At 39.7% G+C, this 26719-nt stretch carries 17 protein-coding genes; 16 read left to right on the top strand and 1 reads right to left on the bottom strand.

All coding sequences use genetic code 11. From position 1 onward, the window contains the following. Nucleotides 1-223 precede the first annotated feature (223 nt). Nucleotides 224-1585, top strand: a complete 1362-nt coding sequence (locus tag R2S08_RS25605) for an alpha-L-fucosidase (RefSeq protein WP_316837792.1) — start codon at nucleotides 224-226, stop codon at nucleotides 1583-1585. Nucleotides 1586-1672: 87 nt separating this feature from the next. On the opposite strand, the gene R2S08_RS25600 is transcribed toward R2S08_RS25605, so the two are convergent. Next, nucleotides 1673-3073 carry an aldehyde dehydrogenase family protein gene (locus R2S08_RS25600; protein ID WP_316837791.1) on the bottom strand — a complete coding sequence of 467 codons (1401 nt, stop codon included), beginning with the start codon at nucleotides 3071-3073 and terminating at the stop codon, nucleotides 1673-1675. A 109-nt stretch (nucleotides 3074-3182) separates the two neighbouring features. On the opposite strand from R2S08_RS25600, the gene R2S08_RS25595 reads away from it, so the two are divergent. The 15 genes from R2S08_RS25595 (at nucleotide 3183) to R2S08_RS25525 (ending at nucleotide 26698) form a co-directional block, all read left to right on the top strand. Next, nucleotides 3183-4061, top strand: coding sequence for a LytTR family DNA-binding domain-containing protein (locus R2S08_RS25595; RefSeq protein ID WP_316837790.1), 879 nt, complete (start codon nucleotides 3183-3185; stop codon nucleotides 4059-4061). A gap of 95 nt (nucleotides 4062-4156) precedes the next feature. After that, the gene (locus tag R2S08_RS25590; protein WP_133783098.1) at nucleotides 4157-6904 is read left to right on the top strand and encodes a TonB-dependent receptor; all 2748 of its coding nucleotides are present in this window, start codon (nucleotides 4157-4159) and stop codon (nucleotides 6902-6904) included. 25 nt (nucleotides 6905-6929) lie between these two features. Next, nucleotides 6930-8234, top strand: coding sequence for a parallel beta-helix domain-containing protein (locus R2S08_RS25585; protein ID WP_316837789.1), 1305 nt, complete (start codon nucleotides 6930-6932; stop codon nucleotides 8232-8234). Between the two features lie 27 nt (nucleotides 8235-8261). Then, nucleotides 8262-9335: an SO2930 family diheme c-type cytochrome gene (locus tag R2S08_RS25580; RefSeq protein ID WP_316837788.1), complete on the top strand. Its 1074-nt coding sequence runs from the start codon at nucleotides 8262-8264 to the stop codon at nucleotides 9333-9335. A 349-nt stretch (nucleotides 9336-9684) separates the two neighbouring features. Beyond that, a complete protein-coding gene (locus R2S08_RS25575; protein ID WP_316837787.1) occupies nucleotides 9685-10266 on the top strand; it encodes an HDIG domain-containing metalloprotein in 582 nt (193 codons plus the stop codon). 88 nt (nucleotides 10267-10354) lie between these two features. Beyond that, nucleotides 10355-11614: a carboxypeptidase-like regulatory domain-containing protein gene (locus R2S08_RS25570; RefSeq protein WP_316837786.1), complete on the top strand. Its 1260-nt coding sequence runs from the start codon at nucleotides 10355-10357 to the stop codon at nucleotides 11612-11614. 177 nt (nucleotides 11615-11791) lie between these two features. Then, nucleotides 11792-12355, top strand: coding sequence for an RNA polymerase sigma-70 factor (locus R2S08_RS25565; RefSeq protein WP_316837785.1), 564 nt, complete (start codon nucleotides 11792-11794; stop codon nucleotides 12353-12355). 79 nt (nucleotides 12356-12434) lie between these two features. Beyond that, nucleotides 12435-13568: a FecR family protein gene (locus R2S08_RS25560; protein ID WP_316837784.1), complete on the top strand. Its 1134-nt coding sequence runs from the start codon at nucleotides 12435-12437 to the stop codon at nucleotides 13566-13568. Between the two features lie 120 nt (nucleotides 13569-13688). Beyond that, on the top strand, nucleotides 13689-17144 hold the full coding sequence (locus tag R2S08_RS25555; protein WP_316837783.1) for a TonB-dependent receptor: 3456 nt from the start codon (nucleotides 13689-13691) through the stop codon (nucleotides 17142-17144). A 2-nt stretch (nucleotides 17145-17146) separates the two neighbouring features. Further along, the gene (locus R2S08_RS25550; RefSeq protein ID WP_316837782.1) at nucleotides 17147-18574 is read left to right on the top strand and encodes a RagB/SusD family nutrient uptake outer membrane protein; all 1428 of its coding nucleotides are present in this window, start codon (nucleotides 17147-17149) and stop codon (nucleotides 18572-18574) included. A gap of 33 nt (nucleotides 18575-18607) precedes the next feature. Beyond that, nucleotides 18608-19846: a thioredoxin family protein gene (locus R2S08_RS25545; protein WP_316837781.1), complete on the top strand. Its 1239-nt coding sequence runs from the start codon at nucleotides 18608-18610 to the stop codon at nucleotides 19844-19846. Nucleotides 19847-19870: 24 nt separating this feature from the next. Further along, entirely contained in the window at nucleotides 19871-21043 is a 1173-nt protein-coding gene (locus R2S08_RS25540) for a TlpA disulfide reductase family protein (RefSeq protein WP_316837780.1), read from the top strand. A gap of 158 nt (nucleotides 21044-21201) precedes the next feature. Beyond that, nucleotides 21202-21768, top strand: coding sequence for an RNA polymerase sigma-70 factor (locus tag R2S08_RS25535; RefSeq protein WP_316837779.1), 567 nt, complete (start codon nucleotides 21202-21204; stop codon nucleotides 21766-21768). Between the two features lie 90 nt (nucleotides 21769-21858). Further along, the gene (locus R2S08_RS25530) at nucleotides 21859-23001 is read left to right on the top strand and encodes a FecR family protein (RefSeq protein WP_316837778.1); all 1143 of its coding nucleotides are present in this window, start codon (nucleotides 21859-21861) and stop codon (nucleotides 22999-23001) included. 265 nt (nucleotides 23002-23266) lie between these two features. Beyond that, a complete protein-coding gene (locus tag R2S08_RS25525) occupies nucleotides 23267-26698 on the top strand; it encodes a TonB-dependent receptor (protein ID WP_316837777.1) in 3432 nt (1143 codons plus the stop codon). The last annotated feature ends 21 nt before the right edge of the window (nucleotides 26699-26719 follow it).

The following is a 26719-nucleotide window of genomic DNA, read 5'->3' as shown; positions in this document are numbered from 1 at the left end:
GTGGATGGTTTATATCATCCACTATACCATTTGTCTATTTGTTAAAGTGATACGCTATGCCTAATGTCCCGTAGGTATCCATTGAAAACGGAACCAGGATCGATTAGGTTTTAACCTGGATTTTGGGATGCCAAAATGACTGAACGAATTGTAAGAAAAGGGTGTCCTGGCTATTCATAGCTTTGCTATCTTGATCGTGTTTTATTCTAGACTAAACACTTTTATGAAAAATTTAAGAACGGCTCTGTTTCTCTGCATTTTTGCTTTCTCATTTCCTGTTTTTTCCCAAACAAAATCATTGTTGGGAGAAACGCCGGCGCAAAAGTCCCATCGCATGCAGTGGTGGACGGATGCCCGTTTCGGGATGTTTATCCACTGGGGATTATATTCATTACCTGCAAGGCATGAATGGGTGAGAAACTATGAGAAAATTACGAATGATCAATATCAAAAATACTTCGATAACTTCAATCCTGATGAATTTAATCCTAAGGAATGGGCAAAAAAAGCGAAGGCTGCCGGTATGAAATATGCGGTGCTTACGACCAAACATCACGAAGGTTTTTGTTTGTTTGACTCAAAGTATACGGATTATAAATCCACCAAGACGCAGGCTAAGCGTGATTTGGTGAAAGAGTTTGTAGAGGCGTTTCGTGCGGAGGGAATTAAAATTGGATTTTATTATTCTTTAATCGACTGGCACCACCCTGATTTCACAATTGATGACACGCATCCGCTTAGGGTAGATGGAAATGAGGCGAGTAAAGAAACGGCTTATGCGCGATTAAACAAAGGGAAGGATATGGGGCGTTATAGAGCTTACCTTAAAAATCAAATTACAGAACTATTGACCAACTATGGGAAAATTGACATCCTTTGGCTAGATTTCTCCTATCCCGGTAAATTTGGTAAGGGGCATGAAGATTGGGGTTCTGTTGATCTTGTGAAAACCATAAGAAAACTTCAACCTAATATTATTCTGGATGATAGAGCAGATTTGAAAGAGTATAGCGATGGTTATGATTTTGTGACGCCAGAACAGGTGAAGCCTGCAGAGCTCCTGAAATATAAGGGTAAATATTGGGAAACCTGCCAAACCTTTTCAGGCTCATGGGGCTATTTTAGAGATGAAAATACCTGGAAAAGCCAGCACCAACTGCTCGATCTGCTGACCACCTCTGTAGCAAATGGTGGCAATCTGATTTTAAACGTAGGGCCTACTGCCCGTGGTGAATTTGATTATCGGGCTAACAAAGCACTGGATAGCCTGGGCTATTGGATGCATGCCAATAATCAGGCGATATATGATTGTACTTTTCCTCCTGATGAATTCAATTTGCCAAAGGAAATGAATGTACGGGTTACTTACAATCCGTCTAAGAAGAAATTATACCTGCATCTTTTTGATTATCCGAGCGATGGCAAAATCACTTTACCTAACTATAATGGTAAAATCAGCTATGCACAATTTTTGAATGACGACTCGGAAATTTTGTTTAAGCCTGAGGGAAATGGCTTGGTTTTAAGTCTTCCTAAATCAAAACCGCCTTATGAAATTCCTGTAATAGAATTAAGTTTGAAGTAGATCCACTTTTTATCCTTGCCTCTGTTTAACCAAAGGCAAGGATAAACTATATATCAATTCAATGCTCTTCGTCTAGGTTATTACACATCACATGAATTTAGTCAGCATTTTTAATACCCATCCTTTCTTGGTGTAAGGAGGATAAATGATATCAGACATATTTAAAGAGGATTGGAAGACAACGGCTCTCTCATGTGAAAATGTTTTAAAGCCAAAAATTCCATGGCAGCTACCCACTCCGCTTCCGTTTACGCCACCAAAGGGCAAATTGGGATTTGATATGTGAATCAAGACATCATTGACGCATGCACCACCTGAGCTGGTACCAGTTAATAAACGTTTAATATTGGTCTTGCTTTCGCTGAAGATATAAAGGGCCAGGGGTTTGTTTTTTTCGTTGATCCTATCCATGGGATCCTCCAAAGTATCATAAGGTATAACAGGAAGTATAGGGCCAAAAATCTCTTCTCCCATAATTTTGCTATCCTCAGCCAGGTTGCAGAGGAGGGTGGGTTGAATGTTGAGTTCGGCTAAAACAGCTTCTCCTCCCCAGGCGACATTGGCCCCTTTATTTACTGCATCATTGATCAGATCCATTAAACGGTCTGCATGCCTTCTATTGATGATCTTTGCGTAGGATAATTCATCGGTCTGTCCGTTTTCTTTCAAAAACATAGCTGTGGCTGCAGACTTATAGTGTGTTATAAACTCATCCAGTTTAGATCTGTGTACAAATACATGATCTGGTGCGATGCAGGTTTGTCCGGCATTGATCAGTTTACCCCAGGCAATTTTAGTTGCCGCATTTTTTATTTTTGCTGTTTCGTCAACCACCACTGGCGATTTTCCACCCAGTTCCAGGGTTACCGAACTGAGGTTTTCTGCTGCAGCCTTCATGACCACCTTTCCTACGGCAGTACTTCCAGTAAAGAAAATATGATCAAAGGGGAGTTTAAGCAAGGCTTCCGAAACGGATTGATCGCCTTCGAAACAAGCGATTTCATCTTTGCTGAATGTTTTTTTAATGATTTTTGTAATGACTGCGCTGGTCGCAGAACTGAATTCAGATGGCTTTAAAATTGCACAATTGCCTGCTGCTATTGCAGAAAGTAAGGGGCTCATCATGAGCTGAAATGGATAATTCCATGGTGAAATGATCAGGCAAACGCCTTTTGGTTCATAATAGATTCTGTTTTTAGCAAATAAACTCGCAATATTTTTGCCTGCATAGGCTGGTCTCATCCACTTTTTAAGCTTCTTAATGGCGAAATCTATCTCACTGTAGATAAAAATGAGCTCAGTAACAGCAGATTCAAATCTGCTTTTTCTTAAATCGGTTTGTAAAGAAGTATAGATCTCTTCTTCAAACGTCTGAATGCTTGATTTTAATGCCTGCAGCTTATTGATTCGCTGCTGGGCTGTACTGTACCTAAGTGCGTATTTGTTTTTTTGCTGAAGCTCAAAAACTTCGGTAATGGAATCTATCATTATTCTTAGAATGATTAGTTTATGGTAAGTTATTAAATTCTTTCAAAGAATATTAGCCATTATCTGAAAAATGATTAAATTAAGGGTATTTAATTCTTAATTTAACCTCATGCAAGGAATCACATCTTTTAAGGTTAGTCCGATGATTAAAATGGCACTGGAAAGCCGTTTTTCCTTGCTGAATAGCACGAGAGACAAAAATATATTTATTCTGATCATTTTTGTTTTTAGCCTTTCTTTTACCTATATCTTTATTCCTTTTAATATTAACAAATGGTATAGTGTAACCAATTTATCTTTTTTTGAGATTATAAGTGTTTTTTCGATCCTGGGTGCAGCAACCCTTGCACTTACTCAATTTGGTTTAAGAAAATGGTTTCATCTGGAAATGTTGACCTGTGTGCAGTATGTGCTCTGGGGGATTGGTGAAATGATGATTTTATCTGCAGTGGTTCTTGCAGTAGACTGGCAGTTCAATAACCACCCCGATCTCACCATAAGTTATTATCTTGATACGTTTAAATATACTTTACTGATCGCCATCATTCCTTACATCATCTCTCTGCTCGTTTTATTTGCCTCGCATAAACATCAGTTGGCCTGTGTTCTTTCCAAAATGAATGAATCGAAAATGCATCTGGATAATTTACCCATTGAAGATGAAAATGGAAAAGTAGTGTTTACACTGCATACGGATCATTTGTTGTTCTTTAAATCGGAGGATAATTATGTCGAAATATATTATCTGCTTGGGGGTGTAGTTAAAAAAGAGCTGGTTCGGACTACGTTAAAGAAAATAGAGGGAAAGTGTAGCCATTTAGGATTTGTGAGGGTTCACCGTTCTTATGCGGTTAATATAAAACATGTGTCATCTTCCCGAAAAACGGCTAAAGGCTATTTGCTGCAGTTTAATGTTTTTCCAGATGTCCAGGTTCCGGTATCTGCCTCTTATCAAAATCAATTTAAGAGTTTTCTATTCACCCCATAATTGCGGTATTTCACCCCAAAATAGGTTTTAAGAGACCGTATTGAGGTTTGTGCGATTTATATTGCACTAACCAAATCAACTAAAACCTATCGGGCATGAAAAAAAACATACTATGCTTTTTGCTATTTCCTGTTTTTATGATGGCAAGCCTCCAGGCGCAAACCATTAGGGGGACACTGAAAAATGAGGCTACATTGGAACCGGTTTACGCGGTGTCTATTCATGTAGAAAACTCAAATGAGGGTACCTATTCAGATGATCGTGGAAAATTTCAGTTGACGGTGAAGAAGGCCTTGCCGCTTACCCTCATTATTTCTTCTATTGGTTTTGAAACTCAAAAGGTCACCGTTCAGAATTTCACACCAATAGAAATCATTCTTAAGCCTACCTCTATACTTGGACAGGAAGTGGTGGTATCGGCAAGCAGGGTGGTACAGAAAAAACTATCTTCTCCTGTTACCATTGAACAAATCAGCAGTAAAGACATTACCAATTCTGCGCAGTTGAGCTATATGGATATGCTACAAGGGTTAAAGGGGGTAGATGTAACTGTATCCAGCATTGGTTTTACAAGCGTCACGACAAGGGGCTTTAATACCAGCGGAAATACCAATTTTACACAGATTGTAGATGGAATGGATAATCAGGCCCCCGGGCTCAATTTTCCACTGGGTTCTGCGATCAGTTTGACAGAGCTGGATGTAGATAATATAGAGGTCCTTTCCGGGGCTTCGTCTGCACTCTATGGTTCCAGAGGCTTAAACGGTACTATGGTTATGACCGGTAAAAACCCGTTTAAGTATCAGGGTTTAAGTGTGCTGGTTACCCAGGGGATAAACCATATTAAAAACAGCAGCAGTAATGATCCTCAGGGGGCTTCTCCATATTATGACTGGACAATCCGTTATGCGAAGAAGATCAACGAGAAAATGGCGTTTAAAATCAATGCTCAATATACACTGGCTAAAGATTGGGTAGCTACCGATACGACCAATAAAAACGGGCCTGGCACCAGATTTACTGATCCGAATTATAATGGTGTAAATTATTATGGGAGCGCAACTTCTACAGACATTAATCCTTTTTTACAGGGGGCTCTGGCCGGTAATCCTGACCTGGCTCCAATTATAAATCCATTGCTGGCAAAACCTAATTACGTGGCGCGTACAGGCTATCCTGAATACGGATACCTGGACAATACCGCCAGGATGTTTAAGGCCAATGCCGAATTTCGATATAAGATTAATCCAAAGCTGGAAGCCATTATGTCTGGTACTTTTGGTACAGGGAGTATCGTTTATACCAATGATACGCGTTACCAGCTTAAAAATTTTAAGGCTGCACAGTACAGGGTAGAGCTAAAAAGTGATAAATGGTTTGTTCGCGCTTACACCACACAGGAAAATTCGGGAAATACGATTATTGCAGGACCAACGGCCCAGTATATTAATGAGGCCTGGAAAACCAGTTACGATGGCAATACGGGCGGTTGGTATCCTGAATATACTTCTGCTTTACTTACCGCTCTTGCAGGGGGAGCTTCGTTGAATGATGCCAACCTTGCGGCGAGAGCTTTCGCAGATAAAGGCCGGGTAGAGTTGGGAACTCCCGAGTTTAATGTGCTGAAAGATAAAATTTCAAATACACCTATTTCTGAAGGGGGAACTTTGTTCTTAGATCGAAGTAAATTGTATAATGCTGAGGCTCAATATAATTTTTCGGAACTCGTTAAATTTATGAGTGTTATAGCCGGGGTGAACTGGCGTCTTTACCGTTTGGATAGCAGGAACACACTTTTTCCAGATAAAGATCAACCCATTAATGTAAAAGAATACAGTGCTTACGTGCAATTGAGTAAGAAATTGGCTGAAGACAAATTAAACCTGAGCACTTCTTTCAGATATGACAAGAATACCCTGTTTTCGTCGCCTAAAGTAACCTCAAGGGCTTCGGCTGTATATGAGTTGGCCAAGGAGAATTATCTTCGGTTTTCTTACCAGAATGCTTATAGTTTTCCTTCTAATATTCAGGCATTGCAAAATACGCTTAGCGGTTATAACAGTTATTCTTCGGGTGGGTCTTCTTATTTGTTGAATGGTACGTACCATTTTGATCAATATGCACCCTATACTTTAGAAAGTGTAACAGCTTATCAGCAATCAGGAAATGCTTCTTTATTGAAAAAATTCGAATACAGTGACATTAAGCCGCAGTCTGTAAATGCTTTTGAGCTGGGCTATTCTGCCTTGATTGCCGACAGGTTTTTGTTTGATGTATTGGGTTATTTTTCAACCTGGAAAAATTTCATCGGCTATGCAAATGTTGCCAATACGCCTGGTACAGATGATGTAAGTGCTTTTAAGGATCATAGTACCTATGTGCAGTATAACATTGCCTTTAATGGTGGTCAAACTGTAAATACATACGGTTATGCAGCAAGTTTAAGTATTGATCTGTCTCATAATTTTCTGGCTAAGGTCAATTATTTCTCCGATTATTTGAAAAATAAGAACAACAGTCAGATCAATAATTTCAATACCCCTCATTACCATGTGAATTTAGAATTTGGAAATACTGGTTTCGGTAAAAAACAAGTTTGGTCCTTTGGAACGGCTATGCGTTACAAACCAGGCTATTTCTACGTGGTTTCGGGAGGTTTAGCCCAAGGACAGGTACCTTCTTCAGCAGTAATTGATGCGCAGGTGAGTTACAAACTGATCAAAGCGCATTCAACGATCAAACTGGGGGGAACAAACCTGACCAATAAATACTATTCTACCGGTATTGCAAATCCAAACATTGGGGCTGTTTACTATTTGACTTACGCCTACAATGTTCTTTAATAATTATTAATGATAAATCTCAGCTATGAAACGATTAGTCCAAATTACGGTATGTTTTTTCCTCTTTAGCGCTGTCTTGCAGCTTTCCTGTACGCATTCAACCGATCGCCAGGACAACTATAAAATCAATCTTAGTTTTAAGCCAGGAGAAGAGGCTAAGATTATTGATGCATTTTTAGCGATAAAAGACAGTACATCCATTACTTTAAAAGAGGGTCTTTATAAATTTGATAACCTGAGTATTGCTCAGGTAAACCACATCAGGATACTGGGTGAGGGACATGATAAAACGATACTGGACTTTACCCGGCAAAGCCAGGGGGGAGAAGCGATCAGGGTAACGGATGTAAAGGACTTTAAGATAGAAGGAATGACCATCCGGGATTCTAAAGGAGATTTGCTGAAAATTAACAAAAGCCGCGACGTAACTATCTCCCAGCTACATGCGGTATGGAGTAAGGCTGATTCTACCAGTGGAGGGTATGCGATTTATCCGGTGATGTGTAAAAATGTATTGATTGAAAATTGCTATACGGAAGGTTCTTCTGATGCAGGAATCTATGTTGGCCAAACGGATAGCGCCATTGTAAGGAATTGTAAGGCTGCGAAGAACGTTGCTGGCTGTGAAATCGAGAATACTTCTCATGCGCAAGTGTACGATAACGAATTTTACAACAATACGGCAGGATTTCTGGTTTTTGATTTACCTGACCTTTCGAAAAGAGGGGGGCATGTAAAGGCCTATAACAACCACATCCATGATAATAACTTTAGGAATTTTGCAAAGTCAGGTAGTTTCGGAACAACATGGGGGGTAGGGAATGCCTCCCCCGGGTCGGGGATCATTGTATTGGCGGCATCTGATGTGGAGATCTATAACAATCGAATCCTCAATAACAATGCTTCGGCCGTTATGATTGCCTCGGGTTTTGCGGTTGATAGCGAGGCAGGAAAAAAAATAAATCCGAACTATTATCCGATCTCCAAGAATATACATATTCACAACAACACCATTACTATGGGGCCTGTTTTTCCTAAACCTGTATACGAACATCGGATCGGTAAAATACTTGTAGCGGTGGAGCAGCAATTAAACCAGCTTGAGCCAGCGCGAAAAAACAAGCGCATACCTTTTATTATGTATGATGGCATTTCCAGTAATATTTTAACTAAGGGGAGTGCATTGAATCCAGATTCGATTTGTATAGATCAAGCCGGGGATAATGTGTTTGTTAATGCTGATTTTTTAAATATAGCTCATGTTCAGAATTGGAAGCCAACAACAAATATGGCGGCTTTTAAATGCAATCCGGCAATCAAAACTCAATAAAATAAGGATTTTAATTAGATGTATTTCATGCGTAAAACGTATATTTTTAGTGCTCTTTTTCTTTTTGTAGTCTCCTTAGCTCTTGTGGCGGGAAATGGCTGTAAGGGAAAGTCTGGTCAAAAGGTAGAAACTGAATTCCAATTTAAAGAAAAGCTTTCTGAATATGGATTCTTTAAGGGAGAACTCCAGAAGTTGATTCCAGAAGAAGGTGTTGTAAGTTACGAACTCAGCACACCACTATTTACGGATTATGCAGTGAAAAAGCGGTTCATTGTACTGCCTAAAGGAACTGCGATGAAGTATACGGCCAATGGAGCACTTGACTTTCCGGATTCGACAATCCTTATCAAAAACTTTGCTTACATCAATACAGAACATCAAAATGTGATGATTGAGACACGGTTACTGGCTAAAGATCCAAAAGATAAAAAATGGAAAGTGATGAATTATCTGTGGAATGCACAGCAGACCGATGCTATAAAACATATTAGTGGAGCAAAAATTCCAATTACCTTGCTGGACAACGATAACAACAAATTGTTGACGAATTACCAGGTGCCCAATACCAACGATTGCAAAAGGTGCCATATTAAAAATGATGTCTTGACACCAATAGGCCCTAAAGCCAGAAATCTGAATTTTACAGTTGCCGGGCAAGGGGAGAACCAGTTACAACAATGGGCTGCAAAAGGTGTATTAAAGGGATTGCCGCCCATTGGCGAGGTTAAGCAACTTCCAAATTGGGCAGATGCGAAGCATTTTACGTTGGAACAACGGGCCAGGGCTTATTTGGATGTCAATTGTGCACATTGCCATACTAAAGGCGGGGATGCGTATAATACCGGACTCTTTTTGGAATATGAGCAGACAAATCCAGATCATTTGGGCATAAAAAAAGCACCGGTTTCGGCTGGTGGTGGAGCTGGTGGATTAGATTATGATGTGATTCCAGGTAACGCGGCGCAGTCTATACTTCTTTACAGAATGAATAGTGCAGAACCTGGAGTTGCTATGCCAGAACTTGCCCGGACAGTGGTACATAAAGAAGGGGTGAAGTTGATCCGGGATTGGATCAACAGCATGAGAAAGTCAGACTTCTGATCTCTGTACCTATTTAGCGGCATAAGAATTGTAGTAGTCTTATTCAAAAAGACTTATGAATGTAAAACGAATTTTTGGGACAATATTAACCATCTTAGGAATTATAGGGCTAATATATGCTGGTTTTGGTTTTGTAAAGCATAGTCTTCAAACCCGGGAACTGGTCGTAGCGGGAATAATTGGCCTTATCTTTTTTATCTCGGGTATCGGTTTAGTGAAAAACACTAAGGATGAATCCTGATCATGGCCACATTAAAAATAGCCTTCTTAATTTAATGATATCATAATATCTTCTATATCGTCTTTTTATAAACATTGTTTAGTATTGCTGTGTGCTAAAAATTGATAGATGAATTTAAAAAAGGAAGAAATTTCGCATTCAGTTGAGGAGATATTTGGTCTTTACGAAAAATATGGAAATGAAGATTACGGAGAGAACGTAACTCAGTTGATGCATATGACGCAATGTGCAAACCTTGCCATAGAAGAAGGTGCTTCAGACGAAATGGTTCTTGCGGCTTTTCTCCACGACATTGGCCATTTTCTGGAAAATGAAACGAGTATGGACGGATATGGCAGGCAAGACCATGACCGGCTGGGTGGTGAGTATTTGTTGAGTCATGGCTTTTCTGAGCGTATGGTTAAATTGGTGTCTAGCCATGTCAGGGTAAAAAGGTATCTGACTTTTAAAGATAAAACCTATTATGATGAGTTATCGGAGGCAAGCAGGATAACCCTGGGATTTCAGGGTGGGCCTATGAATGCTGAGGAAGCAGCGGCTTTTGAAGAGGATCCGGACAAAGATGATTGTATCAAAATCAGGTTTTGGGACGACCTTGGAAAAGATGAAAATATTCCGGTTGATCAGGAGGATCTCCATAGATTAAAGAAAATGATAACGGTGCACCTTCTTAGTGATCAGCTTCCATGATATGAGTTAAAATATGTTAAAGAATCATAATTTGAGTGTTTTGCAGGTGAGATCGTCTATTTTGGCAGAATAAACATCTCATTCCCTTATGATTTTTAAACGCTTTTATGGTTTGATCATTTTATTGGTCCTGGCTTATCCCACTTGTGCTCAAAATAGACCTGTTGTTATTACTGGAAAGGTGTTAGACTCTATTGGCCATGTTCCCCTCGAATCTGCAAGTATATTGATTATAGGTTCGGGACAAGGAACCACGACCAACCGCAACGGAGAATTTGATCTAAAAGCCAATGGGTCAGGAAAAATTGAGTTGCAAATTTCAAGTCTTGGTTATAAAACTCAGGCTATTCCTCTAAGTAGTTTGAAAGATTCCGTACAAATTCGGATTCTCCTTTCAAGAAGTGCCGGACTTTTAAAAGAAGTGGTTATTACGCACAGAAGCCCTCTTCTTATTATTCAGAAAGCCATCCAAAATATTCCGAATTGTTATCTCAGCGTACCGCATACGTTAAATGGATTTTATAGGACATTTACTAGAAAACAAAGTGAATATTTACAGGTTTCAGAGGCTGTATTTGATGTTTATAATTATAGTTATGTAAAAAGGAAAAATAACCAACTTCGTTTGATTAAAATGCGTTCAGTTATTGATGATCAGGCCACGCACGGACTTGATATTGGTATGAAGCCTAAAGAGGTTTTTGAGCTGGATATTGTAAAAAAAATTAGCCATAATCCCATATTTAACAAAGAAGGACTAAGAAAGCACCACTTTGAATTAGAAGGGATTGAATATTATCAAGGGCATAAAGCTTATAAGATTACATTTTATCCGAAAGAAAAATTGAAAGATGTATTGTATGAAGGAAAGGTATGGATCGACTCGGCTACCTATGCGTTTATGGCTTTTGATTATAAAATCAGCAATGAAAATTTGCAGTTTTCCCATTTTGGAAATGCGGTGGAACGGATGATGATGAATATAGCAGACGTCCGGATTTTTAACAAAGGAGAACGTTTGCAGACTACCTATCGCGAAATTGGTAGTAAATGGATACTTTCCACCGCGATTTATAACAATACTTTGGGATTAAGCAGTAAGAAGAAAAAATACAATTTCGATGCGAATGTCCGTGTAAACTATTTAACTACCAATGTGGATACGCTTCATCAAACGCCGTTTACAAATAAGGAGATATTGGGAAACAACAAGCTTATTGAATTTCAGGATACCGGAGTACCTGGAGACTTCTGGAAAGATTATACAATTATCTTTCCAGATTTTGATGTAGATAGGGTTGGAGCGGAAATTAAAGTAAGAAATGAAAAGTTTAAAACCAGACATTGATCGCACGTCTATATAGGGGGTAATGCCCTCAGAGATTTTTAGCCTTCAATTTGCGTTTCTAATCAACATTCTATACCAGATTTTAACACATTTCGTAGAAACATATTGGAACAAATAAAAATTGCATATAATTGGCAATTTTTTTAATAAGTTTATCGACTTGAATCCAAGGCAGGCATGACCATTAAATCCCATCAAAATGAAACAGAACTGTTAAACAAAATAGCAGCAGGGGACCATCATGCATTTAACGAAATACATGAATTGCTTTTTGCAGATTTATTTCGCTCTGCTTACAACGTGATTCGGGACCGGGATGCCTGTATGGATGTGGTTCAGGAAGTTTTGGTTTGGTTTTGGGAACATAGAGAGCACCATCGTATTACAAGCCTGAAAGGCTATTTGTTAATGGCGGTAAAATATCAGGTTTCTAATTATATAAGAAGAGGTAAAGTGCGGGAAAACTATCGTCTTGCACATATAGAACAGGAGTTTGTACTTAGTGAAGAAAGCCTTGAACTTCAGGAATTGAAATCTATGATCGAAAAGTTCACTAACGATCTACCTGAGAAATGCAAAGAAATTTTTCAAATGAGCAGAGAACAGCATCTGAGCAATAAGGAAATTGCAGTTAAACTGAATATTTCTGAAAAAACAGTGTCTGTGCAGATTTCAAGGGCTTTGCAGAAGCTCCGGAAAGACTTAGGTAAAATGAATTTCTGGATGTATTTCTTTATGTAAACAATAAAATATAAAAATATTTTAATTTCTTGTAAGTAAAAGACAGGTCTCAGGTTACTTACTCTTATAAAGCATCCTAATGAGTAATGAAGAATTCATCAACCTGGCGGGTAAAATAGCCGATGGTACAGCAAATCTTACAGAAATTGCGCTGTATAATCTGGCTTATGAAACTTATCAGCAAGACCAGCAAAGCTGGAAAGAAATGGGGCTGGATCCAGAGGTTCTGAAAGCGGAGTCCCTGCATAAGTTTTGGCGGGAAGTGGAGCCAGTTAAGCCGCGTAAAATTAGAATATGGCCACGTATGGCCATTGCAGCATCTATTATGATTTGCTTAGGCATTGGACTATTCTGGTATGGCAAGATAAGTCATGGACCAGAAAAACTTGTGGCTGAAAATACTATTGTGCCGGGTGGAAATAAAGCTTATTTAACTTTAGCCAATGGAAGCCATATTGTACTTAGCAATGCTGCAGAAGGTAGACTGGCCACGGAAGGGGATGTAGAGATCTCCAAATCGAAGGAAGGACAAATTGTATACAGTACTGGAAACACACAAAAAACGGAAAGTCTTTCTGCGTACAATACAATTGAAATACCAAGGGGAGGACAGTATCAGATCCAGTTACCGGATGGCACCCGGGTTTGGCTAAATGCAGCTTCAAGGTTAACCTATCCTGTTTCTTTTGAAACACGGAAGGAAAGGATCGTTACGCTCAGTGGAGAAGCTTATTTTGAGGTTGCAAAGGATAAAAAGCATCCTTTTAAGGTGAAGAGCCAGGGACAGGAAGTTGAAGTACTGGGTACGCATTTTAACATCAGCGGTTATAGTGATGAGGCGGTCATCAAAACGACCTTACTGGAAGGATCTGTTAGGGTTTCATCGTCGCAAGGTATTGGAACGCTTAAACCTGGAGAACAGGCTATCTATACACCTGGCAGCAAATTAGTGATTGTCCCTGCAGATGTGGAATCTGCAATCGCCTGGAAGAACGGCGACTTTTCTTTTAATAAAGAGAAACTGAGAAGTGTAATGCAAAAGATCTCCCGGTGGTATGATGTCGACATTGAATATAAAGAAAACATATCGGATTATGAGTTTACCGGAACGGTATCACGGTTCGGTAATGTTAAAGACGTATTGAATTTATTAGAATTAACAGGAATGGTTCATTTTAAGATTGAAGGAAGGAGGATCATCATTATGCCATAGTTCTCTTCAAAAAGAACAGTCCTGAAAAAGCCAGGAGCGGTTGCGACGCTCCCGGCAAATGAAGGTGTCTGTAAAAAATCATTAGCTCGAAACCAATAACCAACTTAACCTAACAACCAAATGTATGAAATTATAGCTGTAAATGGCAATAAGCAATTGTCTTATGCCCTTAAAAAAATCCTGAGAATAATGAAACTAACCATTTTTTTATTAATAGTAGGCTTACTCCACGTGAGTGCAGCAGGATTTGGACAGAAAATTTCGCTCTCACAAAAAAATATAAGTATCGAAGAAGCTTTTAAACAGATCAGAAAGCAAAGCGGATACAATTTTCTTTACAGTAACCAGGTGCTTAAAGATGCCACACTGGTAAGTGTAGAGGTTAAAGATGCCTCCATTGAAGAAGTGCTCAGGCTGTGTTTAACTGGCCAGCCTTTGGTATACACCATTTCCGGGAAAACAGTGGTGATCAAAAAAGCTGAGGTAAAAAAGCTATCAGATCCCGTAATTATTTCAGGTAAGGTAGTGAATGAACACGGAGAACAACTTGCAGGAATAACAGTAACCGTAAAAGGAACAAAATTAAAAACTGTAACAGATAAAAACGGGGAGTTCCGTATAGCTGTACCAGATAAAAAAAGTATCCTCACATTTACCTGTATAGGTTATACCACGAAGGAAATCTCTGCGGCTATGGAATTGCGTGTAGTGAAATTAGACGCGTCTATGAGTAAACTCAATGAGATTGTGGTAACAGGCTATGGCGTAACCGAGCGGAGAAATCTGACTGGGGCCATTGGTAGTCTAAAACCAAACGCAATAGGCTCTTTGCCAAATAGTTTAGATAATGCACTGGTGGGTAGGATAGCTGGCGTTCAGGTCATGCCTTCTGGTGTCCCGGGGTCCGCTTCTGCGATCACTGTTAGAGGGATTACCAGCATTAATGGAAAAGGAAATTCGCCATTGATCGTGATAGATGGAATTCCGATGTATGGAATAGACCGGGACAACAATACCAGCGACTTTAGCGGAAGAACCTATGGGAGCAGTTTTACTGGAAATGTACCGAATTCCTTAACTCAAAACAATAGGGAGACTTTTGAACGTAACCCGCTGGATTTGATCAATCCGGAAGATGTGGAATCTATAGAGGTCTTAAAAGATGCCTATGCAACGGCAATTTATGGTTCCAGAGGTGCTTCTGGGGTTATTTTAATCAAAACCAAACAAGGACGTTATAACAATCCTAAAATAGGGGTGCAGTTATCTACCTCTATAAATCAGCCTTTTGGAGCGCATGAAGTGATGACCGGCGATGAGTATGCAGATTTTTATACTGCCTATTTTAAGGCAAGGAATAAGGCGGGTGTTTTTCCTAAAGGTGTAAATACAGATTGGATCAAGGAGATTGAGCGAACTGGACATGCTTATAATGGAGCCTTTAATATTTCTAATGGCAATGAGAAAGGAAACTATTACATCAGCGGAGGCTATACTAAAGACCAACCCTATATTATCAGCAATGATTACACCCGCTACCAGGGTCGGATTAACCTAAACCAAAACTTAAGCCGGACATTAAGTGTGGGAACAAACCTAAACATTTCTTCGACTACTAATAATGCCCTGGATGCAAACTTGATGTATGGTGATGCCGCTATTACAGCACCAAACAAACCAATATTTGATGCTTTTGGAAATTATGTATGGAATACCTGGAATAATCCGGTAATTGCCCCTGCTGCACGCGACCTAAACCCTGTGGGGTATTCGGCTACTACGGTCAATACGCTGGGTGACAACAGTGTGGTCGGTAACTTGTTTGCTGAATTAAAACTTACGCCCTGGGCAAAATTACGCTCAGAGGTTGGTGTAGACTGGGAAACCAGCAGGGCTTTTAGCCGGTTTTCTAACAAACCGAATACTTCTGGAGGTCTGGCTTCGGAAACAGATGGATGGAGGCGTAAATGGGTAGTGAATAATACGCTGACGATGATCAAGACACTGGGGGACCACAGCCTGAATGCTGTTGTGGGACAAAGTTTTGAAAAATCAACTGAAAATTCAACCAGTGTTTCAGCTGGCAATTTTCCAAACGATCAGGCTCTTAGTTTGAATGCTGCAGGTACCAGAACTTTTGGTTCTGCCCTTCAGCAGCAATGGGCGCTGGCGTCTTATTTCGGCCGGATGAATTATCTGTATAAGGGAAAATATATGGCTGGAGTAACCTATCGTTTGGATGGCTCTTCTAAATTTAGTGCGGACAGACGTTATGTTGGTTTTCCTTCTTTTTCTGCCGGCTGGGATATTAAAGGAGAAGATTTTATGAAAGGTATTACTTTTATAGACCAGTTAAAACTGAGGGGAAGTTTAGGCCTTTCCGGATCTGACGGTGGAACAGGATATTATGGCAATAAAGGAACATATGGTAATATTCCGGGTAATGTAAGCTGGGCGGGAGACGTGGCCATCATTCCTGTCAACCCAAATAATCCGGATTTGAAATGGGAAACCAGGACCAAGTATAATGCTGGTCTGGACATATCTATGTTCCAATCTGCCCTTAGCTTTACAGTAGATTACTATAATGAAAGAACAAAAAATGCCATTCTTTCTTTTCCTATACCTGCCTATCTAGGCTTTGTTAACCAGCAGCAAAATGTTGGGGAACTGACCAATAAGGGGGTAGAAATCACCATTAATTCAACCAACATCAACAACAAGAGTTTTAAATGGACAAGTTCCTTTAATATTACTCATAATGTAAACCGGGTGGAAAAACTGTATGAAAAGAATGGTCTTACAGATCCCGTTGCTTTAGGGGTAACGCTGGAAAAAACAGTGGGCAGGTTTTTGATGGAAGGTCAGTCTGCAACAGCTTTCTATCTATACCAATGGGCGGGGGTAAATCCGGCCAATGGAAATCCGCAATGGATAGACCAGGCAGGCAATGTAACTGAAAAGAACGTACAGCTACCCGCTAACGGATCCGATAAAAACAGGAAACTACTTGGCGATGCTGCACCAAAATTCTTTGGTGGAATAGACAATACCTTTAGCTATAAGGGGATTGAATTTAATGCTTTTTTCTCTTTCTCTTATGGAAATAAGATGATCAACGGATCTAAAGCTTATCTGTATGCTTATACGAGCAACGACGGAAATAACCTTTCACCAGATTTGTTGAATTATTGGAAAAGCCCAGGACAGCAGACTGATATTCCTGCATTGTTGAATGCGTCCAATTCCAGTTTGAACCTCGCTGGCAATCTTATACCTTCTTCTAATGACTATACCTTAAGCAGAACAACTTCCAGATTTTTGGAAGATGCTTCTTTTATCAAGTTAAGGACAGCGACTCTAGCCTATAACTTCGAACCTTTAAAATTGAAAAAAATAGGCGTTCAATCTCTTAAAATATACGTTCAGGCAGATAACGTTTTTGTGCTCACAAAATATTCTGGGATTGACCCGGAAGTAAGTGCTTTTGGTTCGTCCGCCATACAGGTTGGCCGGGATGAATTTACTTTGCCAAATCCACGGAGTTTTCGCTTAGGTATAAAAATGGGTTTTTAACAATGAATAAATTGAAGAAGAAAATGAAAATGCATATCAATCCTTTTTATGGTCTGGTGGTGGCAATGGTATTGCTCACAGCAGGATGTAATAAACAATTGGACCTTAAGCCAGAAAACATCCTGGTAGAAACACAGTTGCTTGAAGATAAAAATACAACAGAACGGTTATTGGCAGGTGGTTTTGAAGCACAGTTTGAGGCACAGAAGCAGGAAATACCTATAGCAGATCAAAGTACGGGCATCGCTTATTTGCAAACCAATAACTACTATACGGGAACTATCGATGCCAATGATGCGGTTGCATTAGGGGTATGGACTGGGCATTATAATGTGATTAACATCGCAAATGTGATCATCAATAATCTGGCGAAGAACGCAAAATTTGATGTGGGCTTGCAGAAGCAATTTATTGCAGAAGCGAAATTTTTGCGGGCTTTTAGCTATATGAACCTTGGGGTTTTGTATGGTGATCAGGCCTTGACCAATCCAGGTGGACTTTGTGTGCCGTTAAGGTTAACTGCGTTTGACCGCTCTGATGTGAACCAGATTATTCCAAGATCTACCAATAAGCAGGTATTTGATCAGGTGGTGAAGGATTTGACAGAGGCCATTCCTGATCTTCCAGATGCCTATCCAGGTGCAGCCGCAAATTTCATGGATGTAAAATTGAGGTCCAGGGCCGCTAAATCTGTAGGCAAAGCATTTTTGTCGAGGGTTTACCTTTATTTGGGAAATTATGATGGTGCAGTAAATAATGCCAATATGGTATTGGCAGACAATAATTATGTGCTTGCTGCAGACCCATCAGTCGTATTTCCAAACAACAGCTCTGTTAAAACCGTTTCGGCTAATATTCCTTTTAACAAAGAGATTGTGTACGGATATCCCTTGAGTTGGAGTACGAGTCCTATAGCTCATGGATTTTCGTTTGTAGTGGAGCCAGCTTTCATTCAGTCTTATACCAAGAATGATCTGCGTGGCACTACAATGATCGGCCCTGGTGGTTTAAATCTTCCTGCTGGAGCAATTGGGACCAATAAGTATACCAGTCCAAACCGATACGATAATGTAATGGTGATCAGGCTTTCCGAAGTAATGCTGAACAAAGCAGAAGCCCTGGCCAGAAGGGATGGCATCAATCAAACATCGGTAGATCTGCTGAATACCATTTACCAGCGTGCGTTCCTAACCGGACAAAAACCTGCGTTGTATACGACCGGATCTTTTGCCAGTAAAGATGCACTGATCACCCGGATTTTACAAGAAAGACGCTGGGAATTGGCTTACGAAGGGCATGACAGATTCGATCGACAGCGTTCTGGACTTGCCATCAATCCTGGTTTTCCAGCAAACAAGATTCCATTCCCAATACCCCAATCAGAAATTAACATTACCAGTGGTGTACTGACACAAAATCCTGGATACTAAAAAAAGTAAAAAAGAGAATAAAGAACACATAAAATGAAAAGAACAATGTTAACATGTGCAATAAGCATAGGCTTATTGCTGGGCGCTAATGCGCAAAATAAATCCATAGATTTTAAACATGAGGGTACCTTTTCCGATCGTCTGGCGGAAGCTGGGAAATCAAAAAAACTGATCTTCCTGGATGCTTATACCTCCTGGTGCGTACCTTGTAAGGTTTTGGCCAAAGAGGTATTTACCGTAGACAGTATAGCAGATTTCTTTAATGCAAATTTTATTAATGTGCATTATGATATGGAAAAAGGAGAGGGATTAGAACTTAAAAAGCGTTATGAATCTGATATAACAGCCTATCCAACCTTACTTTTTATTAACGATAAGGGAGAGATCGTGCATAAAATCGTAGGAGCTCCTTCGGCAAAGAATTTTATGGAATTGTCAAGACCTGCATTGAATCCTGCGCTTTCCTTGAAAGGTTTGGCGCAGAAGTTTGAAGCAGGAGACCGTTCAGTGAGCACAGTTACCGCTTATTTTAAAACCCTTGGCAATTCAAATGACGCCGAAAAATCTAAGGCTGTGGCTACTACTTATTTTGATGCATTGCCAACAACCGATCTTAAAAAGGGAGACGTATGGGCATTAATGAGTAAGTATTTATTTAATACGGAATCAAAATCATTTAAATATGTTCTGGGTCACAGAACGGAGTTGAATAAAGCTCATGGCGAAGAACAGGTAAATACCTATATCCTAAATGTGCTTGGAAGAGAAGTTGGTGGTTTAAGTTTAGCTTATTATGGAAGGAAACCGGTTGATGCTGAAAAAGAAGAGTGGCTGATCAAAACCTTGGGGACGATTCATAATGATAAAGCAGCAACCGAAGTTCTTAAAATGAAGTTGATCAGCAGCCGAAATAAGGGAGACTGGGATACTTTCAATAAGGTCATGGTCGAAATGATCACTTCGGCAAAACCAATTTCTTATGTTGGTGCAAAAGCCTCTATGTTATTGAATTTTACCAGGAAATTTACTGCTTCAGCTCCTGAGGATCATCTGAAAGATGGAGTGAGTTGGGTAGACCTGTTGTTGAAAACGGATGTTACTCCGCCTGTAGCTGTTGATCTCCTGTATTTTAAAAAGGCAATCTTAAGTAAACAAGGTAAGGCAGATGATGTTCAGTCTGTAGATAAGCAAATCGTATTCCAGCAAAAACTTAAAACCGAGGCTGAACAAAGAGGCGAAAGTTTCCCAATGTCAATAAAAGGGTTCTTGTAAGCTGTAATTTTTTAAAAAGAAATCATGAATTATAAAATGAAATTGTGTGCTGGTCTGCTATTGTTGACCAGTACCCTATTTGCACAGACTCCCAAAAGGAATAAGGCCATCGCGAAAGAGATCGTGGTACAGGGAGAGGTTAAATTCCCTGATCCTACAGGTAAATACAAAATTTATCTTGGACAAATGAAAGGAGAGGGTTTTAAAAAAGTCTTCAGCCCCATAGATAGTGTACAGTTAAACGCTGACAATACTTTTAGCTTCCACATTAAAACTGCAAAGCCTGATTTTTATCAGATCAGGGTTTATTATATGGACAGGATTGATTTCTGGGCGGACAAAGATGATCTGAAAATTAAATTCAGAGGTATAGATACAGCGAGGGTAAAAGTTAAAAACCCACCATATATCTTAATAGAGGGATCGGAGGATAATAATGTAATCAATCTTGCTAATTTTATCTCTTACAGAAATTATCAAACCATGATTGCCATTGGTAAACAACAATATAAAGCCAATCAAGCAAAGGATTCTTTATGGATGAGAGCTGCGGGGGATCAAATGGGTGCATTGTATGATGATCAGGAAGAGCGGATCCGTAATATTGTAAGAATGTACAAAGACAGGCCAACTGTATTATATGCCCTTAAGGCTTTAAACTGGAAAAAGGATTCAGAACTCATGATGTCCACTTTAGAGGGGTTAACTTTGAAATACCCTTGGTTCAAACAGGCAATGGAAGAAAAAGAAGCTATTCTGGCCAATAAGGCCCAAACCAAAAGGATAGAAAACGGAAATCTCGTACCAGCGTTTAGCTATGCAGATGTGAACGGGAAGAAATACAGCCCTGCTGATTTTAAAGGAAAATATCTGGTGGTCGATTTCTGGGCATCCTGGTGCGGGCCTTGCAGGCAGGAAATTCCTAATCTCAAGGCACTATACGCTAAATATCATGATAAAGGTTTGGAAATACTTGGTGTTTCTATCGATGCCAAACCCAATGATTGGAAAAAAGCCTTAAAAGAAGAAAATATGCCCTGGCCACAGGTTAATGCTCAAGATTCTAAGCAGGTGATGAATGATTATTTGTTTAGTGGCATTCCTTTTATGGTGGTGGTAGACAGAGAGGGGAAGATTGTCGAAAAGAACCTGAGGGGAGAAGGACTGAGCAAAAAACTGAAGGAACTGATGCCTTAGTTTTATCCGTTTTGAAGACTTGTCAAAACGATAAAAGAAGCAATTTAACGAAAAAATAAAATAATAGTAATACTAAACCTCAGTTTAGTATTACTATATTTGGTTTATGAATACCTATTCAACAAGAGATAAAAAGTAATTATTTTAAAATTTTTCTCATGGATTCAAATCAACCAAATAGTCGCAGTGATAAAGAGCTCCTGGATTTGATACGGGTAGCCGACAGTTTAGCCTTTAAGGAGCTGTACAACAGGTATTGGGAGGTGTTATTGGATATGGCTTATAAGAGAGTGGGCTATATAGAAATTGCAGAAGAGATCGTCCAGGATATATTTGTAAGTCTTTTTTTGAGAAGAGAGAAACTTGAAATCAAATCTTCTTTGGAAGGTTATCTTAAAAATGCATTAAAATATAAAATCTTTGATGTTTTTCGTTCAATGGCTAGCCATAACCGGCATGTAAACAACATATTGAATCAACCACAGTCTTATAATATTACGCCAGAAAATAGTTTGGAGGCCAAGGAATTATCTCAGGAAATTACTTCAGCAACAGATAGACTGCCTTTAAAATGCCGTGAGGTATTTTTATTGAGTAGAATAGAGCAGATGTCGAATAAATCAATTGCAGAGAAATTGGGCATTTCGGTGAGTACGGTTGAGAAACATATTGGAAAGGCCATGAGTATTATGAAAGCCGATTTTCGTAATTACAATGCGAGCTAATTCTGATCTCTAATATATTCTGGAAAAATAAATCATTTTTCAATAGCGGTTTTTCTGATTCAACACGACTTATAGATAATTGGAGTTGCTATGGATCAGAAAAGAATAACAGAATTAATAGAAAAGGTTTATCAAAATAAAGCATCCGAATCGGAAATTGAGGAATTAGACTTTTTATATACTCAGTATGATGATAAACCAGGTTATGCAGAAAATCTGGGCAAAAGGGAGAAGAACCAACTTCAGGATGCAATCTATTCCAGAATTCAAGAACAACTTTCCGGAGAGCCTAAAAATTTAAAAAGCAGGATTTTCAAATCCAAACTTAGTTTACAAATCAGTCTTGTAACCATAGCTGTGCTTCTAATTGGGGCAGTAATTGTCTGTTTTGTTCATCCCGCATTTCAAAAAAATGATCAGCAACTAGCCGATATCAAACCAGGAGGTAATTATGCGGTACTCACGCTATCCAACGGTAAAAATATTGTTTTAACGGATGCAAAAAATGGCAATCTGGCCAAGGAAAGTAAAACATTAGTGAGAAAAACAGACGATGGTCAGATTATTTATTCGAATGGAGCTGATGACAGCAGTTTGCCTGTTGTCTACAATACTTTGACTATACCCCAGGGCGGGCAGTATACCATTACCCTTTCGGATGGTACTCATGTTATTATGAACTCGGCCTCTACCTTGAAATACCCAGTTTCTTTTTCAAAGAGTGAACGTGTTGTTGAACTCAACGGAGAAGCTTATTTCGAGGTTTCCCATGATAAATCTAAACCTTTTAAGGTTATTACCCATCAGCAGGTTGTTGAAGTTTTGGGTACACATTTTAACATCAATAGTTATGGAGATGACAATACGGTAAAAACCGTGCTCGAAGAGGGGTCGGTTAAGGTTTATACAAAATCAGGTACTAAAATGTTGAAGCCTGGCCAGCAATCTGTTTTGAAAGAGAATCATTTAGATGTTGGTGAAGCAGATCTTGAAGAGGCTCTGGCCTGGAAGAACGGATATTTTCGGTTTAACAATGAAAGCATAAAAACGATTATGCCCAGGCTAGCACGCTGGTATAATATAGAAATAACATTTGACGGAAATGTATCAGATATAGGATTCTATGGTACCATATCACGCTCCAAAAATATCAGTGAAGTTTTAAAAATGCTGGAAACAACAAAAAGTGTTCACTTTAAAATACAAGGAAGGAGGATAACTGTAACGCCATAAAATATCGCACAGGTTATTCAATTTAAAGTCATCCCGGGTGGGCCAGGATGACTGAGACTGGAGCCTAAAATGAATAAACCATTTATGAACCGCTAACACCTAATTCATCGCAAAATGTGGAGGTGTTCGCATTAACCAATCAAAACAAATGTACAACTTTTACCGTAAAATCGCTGTATGGCCAGCAGGCTATACAGTTAGAACTTTGCTAAAGCAGATTTTGATCAGAGATTATTTTGTTATAGCTGAAAAAAGAAAATGGATTATGAGACTAAATCTAATCGCCATCCTTTTAACTGCATTTATTCTGCATGTAAGTGCAAGCTCACTTGCTCAGAAGATCACGTTGTCGGAAAGGAATTCGCAAATGGTTTCCGTATTTAACAAAATTCGCCTGCAAACAGGTTATGATTTTTTGTTTACTGCTACAATTCTAAAGGATGCCAATAAAGTTACCATTCATGTTAAGGATGCAAGTTTGAACGATGTTCTGGAGAAAATATTTGCCGGACAGCCTTTTGATTTTAGAGTAGAGGACAAATCGGTCATCCTTTTTAAAAAGGAGGAGCCAATTTCTTTCTTTCCAAAAACGACAATCAACCCAACTATTCCTGTTGATATTGTTGGAAAAGTAACAGATGTAAATAATGTCCCGTTGCCAGGTGCATCTATTAAGGTTAAGGGGTCGGGAGCAACAGCCATGACCGATAGTGAAGGCAAGTTTTCAATAAAAGCAGAAAAGAATGATGTTTTATTGATCTCTTTTGTCGGTTACAAGCTCAAAGAGGTTCCAGTTGATGGAAGGACCCGCGTAAATATTCAGTTAGAAGAAAATGCTTCAGATCTTGGTGAATTGGTTGTGGTGGGTTATGGTAGCCAAAAGAAAGCTAATCTGACAGGAGCAGTGAGCACCATTAGTGGAAAGGTGTTGGAAGATAGGCCTATTCCTAATATTGGAAGAGGTTTGCAAGGCGAGCTACCTGGCCTAACGATAACTTCCAGCAGTGGACAACCAGGGGCTGCACCTACCTTTAATATCCGGGGTTTTACTTCTATTAACGGCGGAAGCCCGTTGATTTTAGTAGATGGTGTTCAAACTGATATTAACAACCTTAATCCTGACGACGTAGCTAGTGCTACTGTGCTTAAAGATGCGGCTTCTGCAGCAGTTTATGGTTCTCGGGCGGCATTTGGTGTTATACTGATCACTACAAAAGCGGGGCAAAAGGGAGACCCCAAAGTGAGTTATAGTATGAACTACGCAATTCGCAAGATCACCAACCTACCAGATGTGGTAACCGACCCAGGTACGGTGTTTGACCTTAAGAATCAGGCTTATTCCGGTTATTATGGAGTAAATAATCCAGACTGGAATGCAGCTTTGGTTGCTTACGCTAAACAACGGTCGCTAGATCCTAGCTTGCCAACAACAATTGTAAATCCGACAAATCCTAATTTATATGAATATGCTGGTGCAACAAATTGGTTTGATGAATTATATAACCCAACTAATTACAGCCAGACCCATAACGTGAGTGTGAGTGGGGGGAGCGAGAGAATCACTTATTACTTTTCTGCCGATTACAACAAGCAAACAGGCGTATTTCGTTATAATCCTGATTATTACAACCGGTTTAACATTCGTGGAAAATTAGACTTTAAAGTTACAGACTGGTTGCATCTTTATACCAATTCAGCCTATAACCGCACGGTTTATAATTATCCTTCCCTATGGACCTCCGATTTTACTTCCGGAGATCTCTACCATCAAATTGGACGTGCAGAGTCTTATAGTGTTCTTACAAATCCGGATGGTTCTTATACGTCATCTGGTGTACAAGTTGGTTACTTAAAGGACGGCGGCCGTGGCAATACAGCAACTAACCAACCGCAAAACACTGTAGGTTTTACGACATCATTTTTTAAAGATACCTGGAGAATTAAAGGTGATTATACTTTTAGGGCAACCAATAATTACAACCAGGCTTACCAGGTCGCCCTTCCGTACGAGGTCGGCCCTGACAGGGTAATATCCTATGCAGGGCATAGCGATGCCTCTGCCTGGGCCGATAATACTTCTTACCAGGCAATTAATATTTATACGGAATATGAAAGAACCATGGGTAAACATTATTTTAAAGGAATGGTTGGTTATAACCAGGAATTAAACAAGTATAACTATTTTTCAGCCTCTAATAACGACCTGATCAGCAGTAGTGTAGGTTATATTGATCAGTCAACAGGAGCCACACCTTCGGTAAAGGGGAATGGTTATGAATGGGCAGTGAGAGGAGCATTCTCCCGTCTGAACTATTCATATGACAATAAATACCTGCTGGAAGTAGATGCACGTTATGATGGATCTTCCCGTTTTCCTGCAGATCAGCATTATACTTTTTTGCCTTCTGCTTCTGCAGGATGGAGGGTGTCTGAGGAGCCATTTTTCAAAGGGCTGACAAAGGTTGTAAATAATCTGAAACTCCGGGCCTCTTACGGCACCCTAGGAAATGACCAGAGTCTGGGTAATTACAGTTTTATTCCTACACTGAGCTCTGGCAAGATCAGTAATATTTTAAATGGGGCCCAGCCAATAGCGGTGTATGCCCCCAATTTAGTATCGCCAACGCTTACCTGGGAAAAAGTGTACAATAAAGATGCTGGAATAGATATCACTTTGTTTAATAAATTAAACGCCACTTTTGATTGGTATCAGCGCGATACCAAAAACATGATCACTAAAGGGTTCCAACTCCCGGCTGTATTAGGCGCAACTCAGCCTTTGGAAAACGCAGCTGATTTAAGAACTCAGGGCTGGGATTTGAACATCACTTATAACAGTCAGTTTCAGTTGGCCGGAAAGCCTTTTAACTTTGGTTTACGGGCAAATGTTTGGGATTCGCAGACTGTAATTACCCGATATAATAATCCTAATAAATTCTGGTTCGGAGGTGATTATTATGTTGGGGCGCATCCTGGTGATATATGGGGGATGACAACTATGGGAATCTTCCAGTCGGATGCTGCAGCGCAGGGAGCCCCTGATCAATCTAAATTGCAGGGATATTATCCCTGGAACAAAGCTGGCGAAATCCAGTATGCCGACCTGAATCACGATGGAAAAATTGATTATGGTGATGGTACAGTTGGAAACTCTGGTGATGCCCATGTGATCGGTAATACAAGCCCCCGGTATAATTTTGGTGTAGGGGGAAATTTCACCTGGAACAATATAGATTTCAGTATTTTCTTCCAGGGAGTAGGAAAAGAAACCTTCTGGCCGGGTACAAGCGGATACTACTGGAGTATGTTTTTTGCTCCGTGGGATAATGTATACAAAAATATAGTTGGGAATACCTGGACACCGCAAAACCCGGATGCACTTTATCCCAGTCTGAAAGGCTGGAGAGCGGGTGATGACGGACCATGGGTTGACCTTGCTGTTCCGCAAACAAGATATTTATATAGCGCGGCCTATATCCGTCTGAAGAATTTAACTGTAGGTTATTCCTTTAATCTGCCTTTATTTAAGAGAATAGGTATTGACCGCTTAAGGGTTTATTTCAGCGGTGAGGATCTTTGGGAGTCAGACCATTTACCACAAGGATTTGATCCGGAAGCATTGGGGGGGAACTTTGGTGCAGGAAAAGTCTACCCTTTTCAACGCGGCTATTCATTCGGTCTTAATGCCAAGTTTTAGTGTATAATTAGAAATTATTAC

This window comes from Pedobacter nutrimenti, from assembly GCF_032678445.1.
Lineage (GTDB): Bacteria > Bacteroidota > Bacteroidia > Sphingobacteriales > Sphingobacteriaceae > Pedobacter > Pedobacter nutrimenti_A.
This window is presented reverse-complemented; position numbering and strand designations above follow the sequence as displayed.

What these genes read in the sequence shown, in the direction of transcription:
- R2S08_RS25565 (WP_316837785.1), top strand. Translation starts at nt 11,792, where the DNA reads ATGACCATTAAATCCCATCAAAATGAAACAGAACTGTTAAACAAAATA.
- R2S08_RS25545 (WP_316837781.1), top strand. Translation starts at nt 18,608, where the DNA reads ATGAAAAGAACAATGTTAACATGTGCAATAAGCATAGGCTTATTGCTG.
- R2S08_RS25555 (WP_316837783.1), top strand. Translation starts at nt 13,689, where the DNA reads ATGTATGAAATTATAGCTGTAAATGGCAATAAGCAATTGTCTTATGCC.
- R2S08_RS25540 (WP_316837780.1), top strand. Translation starts at nt 19,871, where the DNA reads ATGAATTATAAAATGAAATTGTGTGCTGGTCTGCTATTGTTGACCAGT.
- R2S08_RS25590 (WP_133783098.1), top strand. Translation starts at nt 4,157, where the DNA reads ATGAAAAAAAACATACTATGCTTTTTGCTATTTCCTGTTTTTATGATG.
- R2S08_RS25600 (WP_316837791.1), bottom strand. Translation starts at nt 3,073, where the DNA reads ATGATAGATTCCATTACCGAAGTTTTTGAGCTTCAGCAAAAAAACAAA.
- R2S08_RS25535 (WP_316837779.1), top strand. Translation starts at nt 21,202, where the DNA reads ATGGATTCAAATCAACCAAATAGTCGCAGTGATAAAGAGCTCCTGGAT.
- R2S08_RS25585 (WP_316837789.1), top strand. Translation starts at nt 6,930, where the DNA reads ATGAAACGATTAGTCCAAATTACGGTATGTTTTTTCCTCTTTAGCGCT.
- R2S08_RS25580 (WP_316837788.1), top strand. Translation starts at nt 8,262, where the DNA reads ATGCGTAAAACGTATATTTTTAGTGCTCTTTTTCTTTTTGTAGTCTCC.
- R2S08_RS25550 (WP_316837782.1), top strand. Translation starts at nt 17,147, where the DNA reads ATGAATAAATTGAAGAAGAAAATGAAAATGCATATCAATCCTTTTTAT.
- R2S08_RS25525 (WP_316837777.1), top strand. Translation starts at nt 23,267, where the DNA reads ATGAGACTAAATCTAATCGCCATCCTTTTAACTGCATTTATTCTGCAT.
- R2S08_RS25575 (WP_316837787.1), top strand. Translation starts at nt 9,685, where the DNA reads ATGAATTTAAAAAAGGAAGAAATTTCGCATTCAGTTGAGGAGATATTT.
- R2S08_RS25595 (WP_316837790.1), top strand. Translation starts at nt 3,183, where the DNA reads ATGCAAGGAATCACATCTTTTAAGGTTAGTCCGATGATTAAAATGGCA.
- R2S08_RS25570 (WP_316837786.1), top strand. Translation starts at nt 10,355, where the DNA reads ATGATTTTTAAACGCTTTTATGGTTTGATCATTTTATTGGTCCTGGCT.
- R2S08_RS25530 (WP_316837778.1), top strand. Translation starts at nt 21,859, where the DNA reads ATGGATCAGAAAAGAATAACAGAATTAATAGAAAAGGTTTATCAAAAT.
- R2S08_RS25560 (WP_316837784.1), top strand. Translation starts at nt 12,435, where the DNA reads ATGAGTAATGAAGAATTCATCAACCTGGCGGGTAAAATAGCCGATGGT.
- R2S08_RS25605 (WP_316837792.1), top strand. Translation starts at nt 224, where the DNA reads ATGAAAAATTTAAGAACGGCTCTGTTTCTCTGCATTTTTGCTTTCTCA.